Annotated in this window: 12 protein-coding genes and 1 pseudogene; 8 read left to right on the plus strand and 5 right to left on the minus strand. The window is 70.9% G+C overall.

From position 1 onward, the window contains the following. Positions 1-141 precede the first annotated feature (141 nt). Entirely contained in the window at positions 142-1,305 is a 1,164-nt protein-coding gene (locus tag AC07ZS_RS01870) for an HPP family protein (RefSeq protein WP_494796934.1), read from the plus strand. Here AC07ZS_RS01870 and AC07ZS_RS01875 read toward each other — a convergent pair. Continuing rightward, positions 1,268-2,491, minus strand: a complete 1,224-nt coding sequence (locus tag AC07ZS_RS01875; protein ID WP_494796935.1) for an acetate/propionate family kinase — start codon at positions 2,489-2,491, stop codon at positions 1,268-1,270. The genes AC07ZS_RS01870 and AC07ZS_RS01875 overlap by 38 nt on opposite strands. Then, positions 2,488-3,402, minus strand: a pseudogene (locus tag AC07ZS_RS01880) (bifunctional enoyl-CoA hydratase/phosphate acetyltransferase); the annotation flags it as partial. The gene AC07ZS_RS01875 and the pseudogene AC07ZS_RS01880, both read right to left, overlap by 4 nt. Before the next feature lie 206 nt (positions 3,403-3,608). On the opposite strand from AC07ZS_RS01880, the gene AC07ZS_RS01885 reads away from it, so the two are divergent. From AC07ZS_RS01885 to AC07ZS_RS01910, 6 genes are all read left to right on the plus strand, one after another. Further along, positions 3,609-5,012, plus strand: a complete 1,404-nt coding sequence (locus AC07ZS_RS01885) for a TolC family protein (RefSeq protein WP_494796936.1) — start codon at positions 3,609-3,611, stop codon at positions 5,010-5,012. 10 nt (positions 5,013-5,022) lie between these two features. Continuing rightward, on the plus strand, positions 5,023-6,000 hold the full coding sequence (locus tag AC07ZS_RS01890) for an HlyD family secretion protein (protein WP_494796937.1): 978 nt from the start codon (positions 5,023-5,025) through the stop codon (positions 5,998-6,000). A gap of 8 nt (positions 6,001-6,008) precedes the next feature. Further along, positions 6,009-7,196 carry an ABC transporter permease gene (locus tag AC07ZS_RS01895; RefSeq protein WP_494796938.1) on the plus strand — a complete coding sequence of 396 codons (1,188 nt, stop codon included), beginning with the start codon at positions 6,009-6,011 and terminating at the stop codon, positions 7,194-7,196. Next, complete coding sequence (locus AC07ZS_RS01900; RefSeq protein WP_494796939.1) at positions 7,193-8,362, plus strand: ABC transporter permease; 1,170 nt, start codon at positions 7,193-7,195, stop codon at positions 8,360-8,362. The genes AC07ZS_RS01895 and AC07ZS_RS01900 overlap by 4 nt, the downstream gene beginning before the upstream one ends. Before the next feature lie 49 nt (positions 8,363-8,411). Next, complete coding sequence (locus AC07ZS_RS01905) at positions 8,412-9,302, plus strand: universal stress protein (RefSeq protein ID WP_494796940.1); 891 nt, start codon at positions 8,412-8,414, stop codon at positions 9,300-9,302. Between the two features lie 157 nt (positions 9,303-9,459). Further along, entirely contained in the window at positions 9,460-10,203 is a 744-nt protein-coding gene (locus AC07ZS_RS01910; protein ID WP_494796941.1) for an SGNH/GDSL hydrolase family protein, read from the plus strand. Here the strand turns inward: AC07ZS_RS01910 and opgC (AC07ZS_RS01915) are convergent. The 3 genes from opgC (AC07ZS_RS01915) to nhaA are packed head-to-tail and all read right to left on the minus strand — an operon-like array spanning position 10,178 to position 13,751. Continuing rightward, positions 10,178-11,284: an OpgC domain-containing protein gene (gene opgC, locus AC07ZS_RS01915; RefSeq protein WP_494796942.1), complete on the minus strand. Its 1,107-nt coding sequence runs from the start codon at positions 11,282-11,284 to the stop codon at positions 10,178-10,180. The two genes, AC07ZS_RS01910 and opgC (AC07ZS_RS01915), sit on opposite strands and share 26 nt — an antisense overlap. 51 nt (positions 11,285-11,335) lie before the next feature. Continuing rightward, complete coding sequence (opgC, locus tag AC07ZS_RS01920) at positions 11,336-12,478, minus strand: OpgC domain-containing protein (protein ID WP_494796943.1); 1,143 nt, start codon at positions 12,476-12,478, stop codon at positions 11,336-11,338. Between the two features lie 25 nt (positions 12,479-12,503). Then, a complete protein-coding gene (gene nhaA, locus AC07ZS_RS01925) occupies positions 12,504-13,751 on the minus strand; it encodes a Na+/H+ antiporter NhaA (RefSeq protein WP_494796944.1) in 1,248 nt (415 codons plus the stop codon). Positions 13,752-13,867: 116 nt separating this feature from the next. Between nhaA and tadA the strand changes: the two genes are divergently transcribed. Then, positions 13,868-15,259, plus strand: coding sequence for a tRNA adenosine(34) deaminase TadA (tadA, locus tag AC07ZS_RS01930; RefSeq protein WP_494796945.1), 1,392 nt, complete (start codon positions 13,868-13,870; stop codon positions 15,257-15,259). Positions 15,260-15,271 lie beyond the last annotated feature (12 nt).

The raw sequence follows: 15,271 nt of genomic DNA on the forward strand, positions 1-15,271 counted from the left end.
TTCCCGTGCACGGACCCCGCACCCTCGGTGCGCAAAAAGATCCATCTAGAATCAATCTTATGGGAGATCGGTCGCCCCCACGCGCGCCAGGGGCGCCAAACGGCGACTCCTTGATCCATCTCAAGACATCCGGAGACCCGATTGAACCCCGATGGCCAGCCTTCCGTCGCGCGCGTCGAGCGCGCCACCCGTTTCCTTGCCGCGTTCTGGCCGGCACCGGTGCGCGTCGACGCCCATGAGCGCTGGCGCAGTGTGGCCGGGGCGGGCCTGGGCATCCTGTTCACGGCCCTGCTGAGCCGCTGGTGGGCGGGGGCGAATGCCATGGGGCCCTGGCTGGTGGCGCCGCTGGGCGCCAGCGCCGTGCTGGTGTTCGCGTTGCCCGCGAGCCCGATGGCGCAGCCCTGGTCGGTGGTGGGTGGCAACACGCTCTCGGCGCTGGTGGGCGCGGCCTGCGCCATGCTGGTGCCCGACCCGGCGTGGGCGGCGGCGCTGGCCGTGGCGGCGGCGATCGGGCTCATGTTCGCACTGCGCTGCCTGCACCCGCCGGGAGGCGCGACCGCGCTGCTGACTTCATTGGGCGCCGTGGGTTTCCATTTCGCGGCCTTCCCGATGTTCGTGAACTCTTTGCTGCTGGTGGTGGCGGGCGTGGTCTACAACAGCCTGAGCGGGCGGCGCTACCCGCACGCCCAGGTGCGGGCCCCGCACGAGCCGACCGCCGCCCCGGCCCGCTTCAGCGCGGCCGACCTGGACGCGGCGCTGGCGCACTACAACCAGGTGCTGGACGTGAGCCGCGACGACCTGGAGGAACTGCTGCACCACGCGGAGTCGGCGGCCTACCAGCGCAACTTCGGCAGCCTGCGCTGCGGCGACATCATGACGCCCGAACCCATCGCGGTGTCCTTCGGCACCCCGTTGCGCGAGGCCTGGGGCCTGATGCGCCAGCACCGCATCAAGGCGCTGCCGGTGGTGGATCGGGCGCGGCGCATCGTCGGCATCGTCACGGTCTCGGACTTCATGCGGCACGCCGAGCTGGACCGGCACGAGGGCATCGGCGACCGCTTCCGCGCGCTGATGCGGCGCAGCGGCACGGTGCATTCGGACAAGCCGGAGGTGGTGGGCCAGCTGATGACGCGAGAGGTGCGCGTGGCCAGCATCAACCGGCACGTGAGCGAGCTGGTGCCGCTGTTCTCGGAAGGCGGGCACCACCACATTCCCATCATCGACACGGAACGCCGGCTGGCCGGCATCATCACCGAGTCGGACCTGGTCAGGGCGCTGCACCGGGTGGCGCGCCCGGCGGACTGAGCACCAGCGCGGCGGCGTGCCGCGCGGCGATCCATTCCTCGTTGGTCGGCTCGACAGCCACCGCCACCGCGCTGCCGGGTGCAGAAATGAGCGCGGCATTGGCTTCGTTGGCCGTGTCATCCAGGGCCAGGCCCAGGAAGCCCAGGTCGCGGCAGATGCGGCGGCGCATCTCGGCGCTGTGCTCGCCCACGCCGGCGGTGAACACCAGCAGATCGAGGCCGCCGAGCACGGCCACCAGCGCGCCGATCTCGCGCACGATGCGCCGCACATAGAGCGCCAGCGCGGCGCGCACGCGCTCACCGGTGAGGTCGTCGCGGCCTTCCTCGGCGAACAGCCGGCGCGGTTCGGACGACACGCCCGACACCCCGAGCAGGCCCGACTCGTGGTACAGCACGCGGCCCACGTCTTCCAGGCTGAGCTTCTCGATCTCCATCAGGTAGATCACCGCACCGGGGTCGAGCGAGCCGGTGCGCGTGCCCATCATCAGGCCGTCCAGCGCCGAGAAGCCCATGGTGGTGGCCACGCTGCGCAGGCCCTGCAGCCCGCACAGACTCGCGCCGCTGCCCAGGTGCGCGGCGATGACCCGGCCGCGGGCCAGCTCACCGTGCCGTTCGGGCAGCGCCACCGAGAGGTACTCGTAGGACAGGCCGTGAAAGCCGTAGCGCCGCAGCCCACGTTCCCAGGCCGCGTAGGGCAGGGGCAGCATCTGCTCGACCTGGGGCAGGGTGTGGTGGAAGGCGGTGTCGAAGCAGGCCACCTGCGGCAGCTGCGGGTCGCTGGCCAGCAGCACCTGGATCGCGTCGAGCGCGAAGGGCTGGTGCAGCGGCGCCAGCGGGATGTAGCGCTGCAGATCGGCCAGCACCGCCGCGTCCACGCACACCGGGTCGAAATACTGGCTGCCGCCGTGCACCACGCGGTGCGCCACCGCGCGCAGCGGCGTTTCGCCCAGGTGGGCGCGCACACGGCGCAGGATGTGGGCCAGCGCCTCGTGGTAGGGCTGCGCGGGGTCCAAGGCCAGCGCGGTCTCAGGGGTGTCGGTGTCGGCCGTGGTGGGCTGGGGCCCGGCGATGCCGCGCACCTGGCCTTTCCAGGCCGGCTCGCGCGGCAGGGTGGGGCCGCTGGCGTCGAAGAGGGCGAACTTGATGCTGGACGAACCCGCGTTGAGCACAAGCACCATGCCGCTCATGGACGGCTGACCCGGTAGCGGTGCGCCAGCAGCACGGCGATGGCGCACGAGGCCAGGCGCGTGGCGCGCGAATCGGCGCGGCTGGTGAGCACGATGGGCACGCGCGCGCCGATGGCGATGCCGGCGCTGGCCGCGTGGCCCATGAATTCAAGCTGCTTGGCCAGCATGTTGCCGCTCTCCAGATCGGGCACGACCAGCACGTCGGCGCGGCCGGCCACGGGCGAGTCGATGCCCTTGACCTGCGCGGCCTCGGGCGAGATGGCGTTGTCGAAGGCCAGCGGGCCGTCGAGCAGGGCGCCGGTGATCTGGCGGCGGTCGGCCATCTTGCAGAGCGCGGCGGCGTCCAGTGTGGCGGGCATGCGCGGGTTGACGGTCTCGACCGCGGCCAGGATGGCCACGCGCGGCTGCGCCACGCCGATGGTGTGGGCGAGCTCGATGGCATTGCGCACGATGTCGGCCTTTTCCTCCAGCGTGGGGGCGATGTGGATGGCCGCGTCGGTGATGATGAAGGGCCGGGGGTAGGCGGGCGTCTGCATCAGGTAGCAGTGGCTCAGGCGGCGCTTGGTGCGCAGGCCGGCCGACGCGCTCAGCACGGCGCCGAGCAGTTCGTCGGTGTGCAGGCTGCCTTTCATGAGCGCCTCGACCTCGCCGCTGGCGGCCAGCTCAGCGGCGCGCGCCGCGGCCGCGTGGCTGTGCGGCACGTCCTCGATGCTCAGGCCCGAGAGGTCCAGGCCGGCTTGCGCGGCCAGCTCCGCCAGCCGCGCGCGTGGCGCGACCAGCACGGGATCGATCAGGCCGGCGTCTCGCGCATCGAGCGCGCCCCGCAGGCTGAGTTCGTCGCAGGGGTGCACCACCGCGACGCGGATGGCGCCCAGCTCGCCGGCCTGTGCCAGCAGGCGGGGCAGGCCTTCGGGGGAGAGTTGCACGCCGGTGGCCGGCGGGTTGTCGGGGAGCTTCATGTCGGGCGGGTCCTGGTGCGGGAGGCGGGGCCATGGCGATGATGGCATGTGCGCATGGCGTGGAGGCGCCTCCCTAATGTCCCGCGAGGGAATGGAGGTCCCCGGCGGGGTGGCTGTGGTATGTTCGTTTCGCGGCTTCATCGCTGCGAAATGTCCCGATGACCCCACCTCTTTCAAGCCTTGTTGCCCTGGCCGCGTTGCTGGCGCTGAGCGCACCAGTCGCGGCGCAGGGCCTGGACTACGCCCAAGCCCTGCAACAGGCGCAAGAGGCCTCCGGCCAGGTGCGCAACGCGCGCATGGACGTGCAGGCCAAAGACCTCAAGGCCGAGGCGCTGGCCCACCTGGGCGGTCCGGCCCTGTCGCTCTCGGGCTTCACCGGCCGGGTCGCCACCACCTTCAACCTCGACACCTCGCCGCTGGCCAATGCCGCGGGCTCGTTGGGTTCGGTCGTGCCGGGCGGCCTCTCCATCCCGCCCATCCCCAACGCGGTGTCGGTCAACCGCACCTTCAACCTGCATTCCCTGGGCCTGAGCGCCAACTGGCCGATCTACACCGGAGGGCGGCTCGAAGCCATCCATGGGCTGGAAGCGGGCAAGGCCGACGAGGCCCGGGCCGAGGCCCGAGACGTGGAAGACAAGCTGTCGACCACCGTGGCCCAGCGGTATTTCTCGCTGCAGCTGGCCACGCACGCGGTGCAGTTGCGCAGCGCGGCGGCCAAGGGCATTGCCGACCACCAGCGCGCCGCGCAGCGCCTGGAAGCGACCGGCCTGATCGCGACCGCCGAGCGGCTCAAGGCCGACGTGGCGCTCGACGGCGCGCGGCGCGATCTGGCCAAGGCGCAGAGCGATTCCGAGATCGCGCAGGTGGCGTTGACGCGCCTGCTGGGCGCGGCCTTGCCCGCGCCGCTGAGCACACCGCTGTTCGTCAACTCGGCGTCCGTGGGCACGCTGCAGTCCTTCATCGACGCGGGGCTTGCCCACAACCCGGCGTGGGACAAGATCGCGAGCAAGCGGACCCAGGCCGACCAGGCCTTGAAGCTGCAGACCGGCGGCCAGCTGCCGACGGTGCTGGCGATCGGCAACTACAACTTCAACCGCAGCAGCGACAAGCTGGTCCAGCCCAACTGGGCGGTGGGCATTCTGGTGTCGGTGCCGCTGCTCGACCGCATCGACCGGGGCAAGATGAAGGAGGCAGCCATCCTCGACCAGCAGCGCGTGAGCGCTCTGGAGGAACAGGCGCAGCGCGATGTGCCGACCCTGATCGAGAGCCAGTGGCGGGCCTTGCAGAACGCCCGCGCGCAGTTCCTGTCGATGGACTCGACCATCCGCCTGGCCCGCGAGAACCTGCGCCTGCAGACCGTCTCGTTCCAGCAAAGCCAGAGCACCTCGCTGGACCTGACCGATGCGCGCCTGAACCTGCTCAAGGTGGAGACCGAGCGCGTGCAGGCCGCCTACGACTACGTGATGGCCCTGGCCCGGTTGCTGGAGGCCAGCGGCCAGCCGCACCGCCTGGCCGAGTTCGCGCAGAACGCCGACATCCAGATCGCTCCCCCCGTCGAGTAAGCCCATGCCCATGTCTTCCAACGTCCAGCGCGTTCTTCTCGCTTTTCTGGGGGTGGCCGTCGTCGCCTTCCTTGCCTGGGGCCTGTGGAAGGCCTTCACGCCGCAGCCGCTGCCGCTGCAGGGCCAGATCGAGGCGCAGGAGATCAATGTGTCGTCCAAGGTGCCCGGCCGGGTCGGCACGGTGCACGTGCACCTGGGCCAGACCGTGAAAGCCGGCGACCTGCTGTTCGAGCTCGACAGCCCTGAGGTGGCCGCCAAGATCGCCCAGGCGCGCGCCGCCGAAGCGGCGGCTTCGGCCGTGGCCGCCAAGGCCAACGCCGGTGCGCGGCCGGAAGAGGTCGAGGCCGCGCGCCTGAACTGGGAGCGCGCCAAGACCGGTGCGCAGCTGGCCAAGACCACCTACGACCGGGTGCAGACCATGTTCGCCGAGGGCATCCTGGCCGGACAGAAGCGCGACGAGGCCCTGGCCCAGTGGCGGGCGGCCCAGCAGCAGGCCGATGCGGCGCGGGCGCAGTACGAGATGGCGCGCAAGGGCGCACGCCCGGAAGACAAGGCGGCCGCCCAGTACCAGGCCCAGCAGGTCGGCGGCGTGCTGTCGGAGGCCGAGGTGGCGCTGGCCGAGACGCGCATCACGGCGCCCGCGGCCGGTGACGTGAGCAAGATCCAGATCCAGCCCGGCGAGATCGCCCCGCAGGGCTTCCCGGTGATCACCCTGGTCAACCTCCAGGACGTGTGGGCGGTGCTGCAGGTGCGCGAGGACGCCATGGCGGACTATGCGGTGGGCAGCCAGCACACCGCCGAAGTGCCGGCGCTTCGGCGCAGCATCGAGCTGGTGGTGTCGTCGGTGGGCGTGCTGCCCGACTTCGCGACGTGGCGCGCCGCGCGCCCGGGCGGAACCGACCTGCGCACCTTCGAGATCCGGCTGCGCCCGGTCGCTCCGGTGGCGCAACTGCGACCGGGCATGAGCGTGGTCTTTCCCGCCCCCTGAGCCCGCCCGTGGAGACCGCCACCAACGCGACCGGCCTGGGCCCCGTGGTCCGGCGCGAGTGGCAACGCTTGCGGCACGATGCCTGGGACCTGGGCATGCTCACCTGGATTCCGCTGGGCGTGTGCCTGCTCATCTGGTGGATGTTCGCCGCCGGCATCGCGCGCGACCTGCCGATCGTCGTGATCGACCGGGACCAGTCGAGCCTGTCGCGTTCGCTGCTGCGCATGGTAGACGAGTCGCCGGGGGTCCGCGTCGCCGCAGCGGTCGGCAACGAAGCCGAGGCCACGGCCTGGCTGCGCGAGCGCCGCGCCTATGGGCTGCTGGTCGTGCCGGCCTCGTTCCAGCACGACATCGGGGCCGGGCGTTCGGCCACCGTGTCCTGGTTCTACAACGGGCAGTTCTCGGTGCACGCGGGCGGCCTGACCCGCGACGTGCGCACCGCGGTCTCCACGCTGAGTGCCGGCATCGAGATGACGGCGCGCGGCAAGCGCGGCGCCTCAGCGGCGCAGGCGGCGGAACAGTTCGAGCCCATCCGCCTGCGGCTGGGCACGCTGTACAACGAGAACGCGAACTACGAGTCCTTCCTGGTGCTCGCGCTGATCCCGTCGATGCTGCAGATCTTCGTGGCGCTCGCGGCCATCACCGCGGTCGGCCGTGAGCTGCGCGCGGGCAGCGTGCCGCAGTGGCTGGCGAGCGCGGGAGGCCGCTGGCACACGGCGGTGGCCGGCAAGCTGGTGATCCCCGCGGCGGCCTTCGCCGTGCAGGCGGTGTTGTTCGTGGTGTTCTTCGGCTTCGTGCGCGGCTGGGCGATCGAAGGCAGCGGCCTGATGATCGTCGCCGGCCTGTGGCTGCTGATCGCCGCCTACCTCGGCCTGGGCCTGCTCATGATCGCGGTCACCCTCACGCTGCGCAACGCCTTGTCGGCGGCGGCCTTCGTCACCGCACCAGCCTTCGCCTTCTCGGGCCAGGGCTACCCCTTGAGCGCCATGCCCGCGCTCGCGCGCGCCTGGGCCGAAGCGCTGCCCTTGACCCACTACCTGCAGCTGCAGGGCAAACACTGGCTCGCCGGCGCGCCCTGGACCTACGGCGTGGGCGATGCCCTGGTCCTGCTCGGTTTTGCGGTGGTGAGCGGCGGCGCGGGCCTGCTGATCCTGAAACAACGGGCGGGCCAGGCCTCGGCCTGGGGGCGCACATGAGCGCCCAGCCATCGCCGGGGCCCGCCGGCCTGATCGGCAGTTTCGTGGCGACCTGGCGCGCCATGCTCGGCGATGTCGGCGCCATCATGCTGCTGTTCGTGGGCGGCATCGTCTACTCGTTCTTCTACCCCTTGCCCTATTCGCGGGAGAGCGTGCAGCAGGTGCCGGTCGCGGTGGTCGATCAGGACCTCAGCGCGATCTCGCGGCAGATCACCCGCTACGTCGCGGCGCACCCCGCCGTGGACACCCAGCGGGTCACGCCCGACCTTCGCGAGGCCCAGGACCTGCTCTGGAAGAACGAGATCGCCGGCGTGCTGATGATCCCGCAGGGGTTGGAAAGCAAGGTCCTGAGCGGGCGCCGGGCGGAGGTCGACATCAGCGGCAACGGTGTCTACATGATGATGAACAAGGTGGCGCTCAACGGCCTGGCCGAGGCCGTGGGCACGGTCTCGGCCGGCATCGAACTCAAGCGGCTGGCCGCCGGCACGCCCTCGCCCGCCCAGGCCATGGCCCAGCGGCAACCGGTCAACGTCAACGCCGTGGCCCTCTTCAACGTGCGCGAAGGCTATGGCGCCTACATCGTGCCGGGGGTGGCGGTGCTCATCATCCAGCAGACGCTGCTGCTGGCGATCACGCTGCTGTTCGGCACCTGGCGCGAGCGCGGTGCTTTTCCGGTCCGACGCAGCAGCGCCGCCTACTTCGGCATGCTGCTGGCCTTCGCCACCGTGGCTTTTGCCAACAGCCTGTACTTCTTCGGCTTCGTGCTCTGGTGGCAGGACTACCCCCGCGCAGGCAATTTCGGCGGCCTGTTGCTGTTCGCGGCCCTGTTCGCGCTCTGTGTGGCGGCGCTGGGCATGCTGCTGGGCAGCCTCTTTCGCACGCGGGAGCGCAGCGTGCAGCTGCTGCTGTGCACGGCCTTGCCCTTCATGTTCCTCAGCGGCCTGTCGTGGCCGGTGGAGGCCCTGCCGCCGGCGCTGCAGGCGCTGCGCTGGCTCGTGCCCTCGACCGCCGGCGTGCAGGGCTTCATCGCGCTGAACCAGCTCGGTGCGAGCCTGGCCCAGGTGGCGACCGAAGCCGCCGCGCTGGGGGCGGTGTTCGTGTTCTCGGCCGTGGTCGGCCTGTGGCGCTGGCGCGCCGAGGGCCGTTTGGTATCTTCCAAGGTCTGAACCCGACGGCCCGCATGGCGGCGCCGGTCACCTTGAAAGGAGCTTTCGAGTGAGCACACCCGCCACCCCGCGCCACATCCTGCTGGCCACCGACCTGAGCAGCCGCAGCGACCGCGCCCTGGACCGCGCCGTGCGCCTGGCCCGCGAGTGGGACGCGCGCCTGGTGGCACTCACCGTGGTCGAGCCCGAGCCAGCCGAAGCGCCCACCTCGGTGCTCTCGCGGGCCTCGGGCCTGGCCGGCGGGGCCGCGCGCCGGGCGATGGTGGAGCAGCGCCTGCGCGCCGACCTCGAAGGCGAGGACGATCTGCCGCTGGTGCCCCGGGTGGAGCAGGGCCCGGTCGCCGACACCGTGCTCACCGTGGCCGTCGCCGAGGGCAGCGACCTCATCGTGACCGGCGTGGCGCGCAACGAGGCGCTCAGCCGCGTGGTGCTGGGCTCCATGGTCGATGCCCTGGCCCGCCGCGCGCCGGTGCCCCTGCTCGTGGTGCGCAACCGGCCGCGCGCGACCTACCGCCACGTGGTCGTCGCCAGCGATTTTTCCGCCGCCTCCCGGCACACCCTGCGCACCGCCGCCGCGCTGTTTCCCCAGGCCGAGCTCACGCTCTTCCACGCCTTCGACAACCCGTACCCCGCGATCGGCGGCGTGGACACCACCCGGGTGCGCGCCGACGGCCTGGCCCAGGCCGAGCGCGAGGCCGAAACCTTCATCCAGTCGTGCAAATTGCCCGAAGGCGTGGGCCGGCGCCTGCGCACCTGGCTGGAGCATGGCGACACCGGGCTGCTGCTGCACGCCCACGGGCAGGCCCACCCGGCGGACCTGGTGGTGCTGGGCACCCAGCAGCGGCGCGGCGTGCTCGGGCTGTTGCTGGGCAGCGTGGCCCAGCGCGTGCTGGAAATGGCCGAGAACGACGTGCTGGTGGTGCCACCGGAGGCCGCCTGAGTCCAGCGGCCCCGACGAACGGGCCGGTGTGGGGCGTCGGGACAACAGTTCGGTTTGTCCGGGTGGACCGGGTCGATACCGATATTTACACTGGCGGTGTCTGAACTTTCCGCGCGCGGTGCTGTCCATTCTGCGCCTCCACCACGCCCTGATCGCCTTGCACCAAAAGCCCCACCGTTCATTGCGCTTCGCGCTGCCGCAGCAACTGGCCTTGGCCGGTTTGCTGGGCATCGGATCCCTGGCCCTTGCGCAGGCCGAAACCCCTGCACCTTCCCTGGCTCCGGCGACCCAGCAGCTCGCGGCGATCGACCCGCGCTGGACGTCCAGCTTCGAGGCCTTTGCCGCTGCCGACCTGAAGCAGGCGCCGCAGCCGGGCGGGGTGGTCTTCGTGGGCAGTTCGTCGATCCGCCTGTGGAACGACCTGGAGACCAGCTTTGCCGACCAGCCGGTGGTCATCAAGCGCGGCTTCGGCGGTTCCCAGCTGCTCGATTGCGTGAAGCTGGTGAACCGGCTGGTGCTGCCCTACAAGCCCCGCATGGTCGTGGTGTATGCGGGCGAGAACGACCTGTCCGAAGGCGCCACGCCGCGCGAGGTGCTGGAGCGTTTCACGGCCTTCGTGCATGCGGTCAAGGCCGAGTTGCCCGAGAGCCGCATCGCCTTCGTCTCGATCAAGCCCAGCCCTTCGCGCACAGGCATCCTGGCTTCGGTGCGCGAGACCAACGAGCTGATCAAGGCCTACAGCGTGACCGAGCCGCAGCTGGATTTCATCGACGTGTTTTCCGCCATGCTGGGCGCCGACGGCCAGCCGCGCCCGGAGCTGTTCCTGGGCGACCGCCTGCACCTCAACGCGGAAGGCTATGCGCTGTGGCAGCGCATCATCGCGCAGCACCTGAAGAGCTGAGCCGGGCCACGACCCAGAGGGTGTAGAAGCCCACGAACAGGATCAGCAGGTCCACCGACCAGGGCCTGGCGGCGTTCGCGGCGCCGAACATCGCCAGCGCCAGCAGGGCCATCACCAGGTGGGCGCAGAACACCGGCAGGGCCGCCTGGCCCAGCGTTTCCAGCGGCCGCCAGCGCGGCAGGTGCCGCTCCAGCCACGGGCCGAAGTGCATCGCCAGCACCAGCAGCGCCAGCAGGTTGATCAGGCGCAGCGGACCGAGGTGCCACTTGTCGAACATCAGGTTGACCGCCGAGCCGTCGGGCATCGGCGTCTGTCCCACGGCGTGGCGCCAGAGGAAGGCGCAGGCGGCCAGGGCCAGGGCGGTGCGCACCATCCAACGCGGAAAGTGCGTGGGGGCAGGGTCCGGGCGGCTGTGCTCGGTGCCCATCCACAGGCCCAGGGTCCACAGGAACTGCCAGGCGAAGATCTCGAAGGCGCCCATGTCGCGGTAGCGCACCGGCATGTCGAACCAGCCGAAGGCCAACTGGTAGAGCGCCGGGCCCAGGCCGAACTGGGCGCCGAACCACAGCGCCAGGCTCAGGGCGATCACGCCGCGCCAGCCGTGTTCCCTGCCGTGCAACAGCAGCAGCGGGCTGACCAGCATGAAGACGATGTAGATCGGCAGGATGTCGAGCAATGCCGGGCTGTACAGCAGCAGGCCGGCGCTCAGCGTGGCCACCACGGGCCGCTCGAGGAAAAAGGACAGCAGGTCGGTCACCGCCCCCTCGCGCAGCGCCAGGCCCAGGCCGGCGATGGCGGTGAAGGCGAACAGCACCAGGGCCAGCTGGCAGGCATAGAGCTTGAGCGCGCGGTTGAAGAAGGCGCTTTTCATCGCCTCCGTGCCCTGCCGGTCGGCCTTGGCGGAATAGACCCGACCGGCCATGTAGGCCGACAGGAGCACGAAGCCTTCGGCCGCCGACACATAGCCCAGCGGCTGGCCCAGCGGGTCCGCGAGCTTCGTGGGCAGGTGGGTCAGGGTCATCAGCACGAGCATCAGGCCGCGCATGGCGTCCAGTTCCCACTGGCGATCGTTCTGGCTCATGGTGATGGGGCCCGCGCCGCCCCGCAAAGTTCCCCCACAGAGGGAGGGGCGTCACTGCGTCTGGGAACGGGTGCGCCAGACCAGCCCGGAGCGCCGGTCACGGCGTTCGCGCGCTTCCACCAGCATGGCCACCGCGAACAGGCCTGCGAACGCGGCCAGCAGCAAGGCGACGTCCGTCGTCCAGGGGCGCACCACCTGGGTCGAACCGAAGAAGGCGAGGGTGAACAACGCGATCACGATGTGGGCGCAGAAGACCGACAGCGAGTGCCGCCCCAGCAACTCCAGCGCATGCAGGCGCGGCAGCACGCGCACCAGCCAGGGGCCGGTCGCCATGAGCAGCAGGAGCACGCTGGCAAAGTTCAGCACCCGCAGGGGGCCGAGCGACCATTTGTCAAGCATCACGCCCACGGCGGGCAGCCAGGGCAGCGGGTCCTGCCCGGCGATGTGCCGCCACGCCAGCATCGCCACGGCGTACATGGCCGCCGGTGCCAGCAGCCAGAGCGGCGGGCGCGGCCACGGCTGCTCGCGCGCACCCAGCCACAGGCCCGCGACCCACAGGGCCTGCCAGGCCAGCCAGTGGAAGGCGCCCATGTCCTTGTACGGGATGGGCAGGCCGGTGAGTGCCACGACCAGGTCGTACACGCCGCGCCCCAGGCCCCACTGCTCGCCCAGCCACAGCAGGCCGCTGACGGCCAGCACACCGCGCCAGCCCTGCTGCAGGCCCCGGCGCAGCAGCCAGGGACTGAGCAGCATCATGAAGATGTAGAGCGGCAGGATGTCCAGCAGGGGCGGGTTGTGCAGCAGCAAGGCGGCACCGACGACGGCGGCCTGCGGGTCGATGAAGAAGAACTCCAGCAGGCCGGTGATCCCGCCCTGCCGGTTGAACACGCCGAGCCAGGCGATGGCGGTGAACGCCAGCAGCAGCAGGCCCAGCTGGCAGAGGTAGAGCTTGAGCGCCCGCTCGTGGAAGGCGGTCTGCATGGCGGGCAGCCCGTCGCGCCGGGCGCGGCGGCCGTACACGCGGCCGGCCATGAAGGCCGAGAGGAAGACAAATCCCTCCGCCGCCGAGACAAAGCCGAACGGCTGGCCCGATGGCAACGAGTACATCGTCGGCATGTGGGTCAGCGTCATCAGGACGAGCATCAGGCCCCGCAGGGCGTCGAGCTCCCAGCGGCGTTGCGGGGCGTGTGGCATCAGGGAAAACCAGTAGAACCCGCGATCATGCCAGAGGGACGCACCGGCGGGCCCGCCAGGCCTGCAGAAACCCCCAGCACAGGCCGAGGCCGGCGGCCAGCAGCGAGGCCAGCAGCACGCCGAGCTTGGCGGCCCCGAGCAGGTGGGCGTCGTCAAACGCGAGGGTGGCGATGAAAATGGACATGGTGAAGCCGATGCCGGCCAGCAGGCCGACCAGGGCGACGCCGGACCAGCGCACGCCGTCGGGCAGGCGGCACAGGCCCAGGCGCACGGCCAGCCAGCTCGCCCCCAGCACGCCCAGCGGCTTGCCCAGCACCAGGGCCAGCACCACGCCCAGGGTGACGGCTTGCGCGTGGCCCACGCCGAGGTCCACGCCGTCCAGCGTCACGCCGGCGTTGGCCAGCGCGAACAGCGGCATGACACCGTAGGCGACCCAGGGGTGCAGCGCCATCTGCACCCGGATCACCGGGGCCTGCCCGCGCATGCGCACCGGCAGCACGGGCGTCATCAGACCGAGCACGACCCCGGCCAGGGTGGGGTGGGCGCCGGTCTGCAGCAGGCCCAGCCAGAGCACGGCACCGGGAACCACGTAGGCCCAGGCCGAGCCGATGCCGATGTGCTGCAGGCCCAGCACCATCAGCACGCCCAGGCCGGCCACCAGCAGGCCGCTGAGTTCCAGGCCGCCCGAGTAGAAGAGCGCGATGATGAGCACCGCGACGATGTCGTCGATGATGGCCAGGGCCAGCAGCAGGATCCGCACATTACCCGGCACCGAACGGCCGAGCAGGGCCAGCACGCCGACGGCAAAGGCGATGTCGGTGGCGGTGGGAACCGCCCAGCCCCGCAGCGTGGCGGGATCGGTGCTGAGCGCGACATAGATCAGCGCCGGCACCAGCACACCGCCCACGGCCGCCGCCAGGGGCAGGGCCGCGAGCTTGAGGCTGGCCAGCGCGCCGTCGTGGATCTCGCGCCGGATCTCCATGCCCACGACCAGGAAGAACACCGCCATCAGGGCGTCGTTGATCCAGAAGTGCAGCGATTCGCTGGACACATAGGGGCCCAGGCCGATGGTCAGCGGGGCGTGCCAGAGCGCGTGGTAGCTGGCGGAGGCGGGCGAGTTGGCCCAGATGAGGGCGATGGCCGCAGCCAGCATCAGCACGACGCCGCTGACGGCTTCGATGTGGAGGAAACGCCCGATGGAGGCGAAAGCGCGGTCGGTCAGGATTTGCGCGCGCGGCAGGGTCTGCCCGGCGGGGTGTCGGATTTTGGTCATGGCGATTCCGCGTGGCGGCCCGACCAGCGCATGAACCTGTTTCGCTGCAACACGCAGCGCGAACACCCAGCCCGTATTTTACCGGATGGGCACCGGCGCTGACCTACACTCGCCGCATGCCCGACACGCCCGCTCCCGACGACGCCCGCTTCATGCGCCTGGCGCTGGCCGAAGCCCAGGCCGCGGGCCAAGCCGGCGAGGTGCCGGTGGGGGCGGTGGTCGTGAAGGACGGCCAGGTGATCGCTACCGGCCGCAATGCCCCGATCGATGGCCACGACCCCACCGCGCATGCCGAGATCGTCGCCTTGCGCGCCGCCGCCCGGGCGCTGGGCAACTACCGGCTCGATGGCTGTTCACTCTATGTCACGCTGGAGCCCTGTGCGATGTGCAGCGGGGCCATGCTGCACGCGCGCCTGGCGCGCGTGGTGTTCGGCGCGGCCGATCCGAAGACCGGCGCAGCCGGCTCGGTCCTCGATCTGTTCGGTCACGCCCAGATCAACCACCAGACGGTGGTGCAGGGCGGTGTGCTGGCCGAGGAGGGGGCGCAACTGCTGCGCGGTTTCTTCAAAGAGCGCCGCGTGAACCCACACCCCCTGCGCGACGATGCCTTGCGCACCCCTGATGAGCGCTTCCAGAACCTGCCGGGCTACCCCTGGGCGCCGCAGTACCTGAGCGATCTGCCCTCGCTCGGCGGCCTGCGCCTGCACTACCTCGACGAGGGGCCGAAGGACGCGCCCCTGACCTGGCTGTGCCTGCACGGCAACCCGGCCTGGAGCTACCTCTACCGCAAGATGATCCCGGTGTTCCTGGGCAGTGGCGCGCGCGTGGTCGCGCCCGACCTGATCGGGTTCGGCCGCAGCGACAAGCCCAAGAAGGACGGGGCGCATTCGTTCACCTGGCACCGCCAGGTGCTGCTGGAGCTGGTGGAGCGCCTCGACCTGCGCCACGTGGTGCTGGTGGTGCAGGATTGGGGCGGCCTGCTGGGCCTCACGCTGCCCATGGCCGCACCACAGCGCTACCGCGGGCTGCTGGTGATGAACACCACCCTGGCCACCGGCGAGGTGCCGCTCTCACCCGGCTTCCTGGCCTGGCGCACCATGTGCGCGCAGAACCCGGAGTTCGACGTGGCCCGCCTGTTCGCGCGCGGCAACCCGCAGATGTCACCGGCCGAATGTGCGGCCTACAACGCGCCGTTTCCGGACCGGGGTCACCGCGCCGCGCTGCGCGCCTTTCCGCCCATGGTGCCGGAGCACGCTGACGACGATGGCGCCGCCGTCAGCCGCCAGGCGCGGGACTTCTGGTCCCACGACTGGCAGGGGCAGAGCCTGATGGCCATCGGCCAACAGGACCCGGTGCTGGGCAACGCCGTCATGCAGGCCTTGCACGCCCAGATCCGCCATTGCCCCGAACCCCTTGACCTGCCGCAAGCCGGGCACTTCGTGCAGGAGCATGGCCAGACCATCGCCGATGCCGCCGTGCGCCATTTCGCGGCCACCACACCCGGATAATCGAGCCCTTTT

It is taken from the genome of Hydrogenophaga sp. GW456-12-10-14-TSB4, assembly GCF_059424305.1.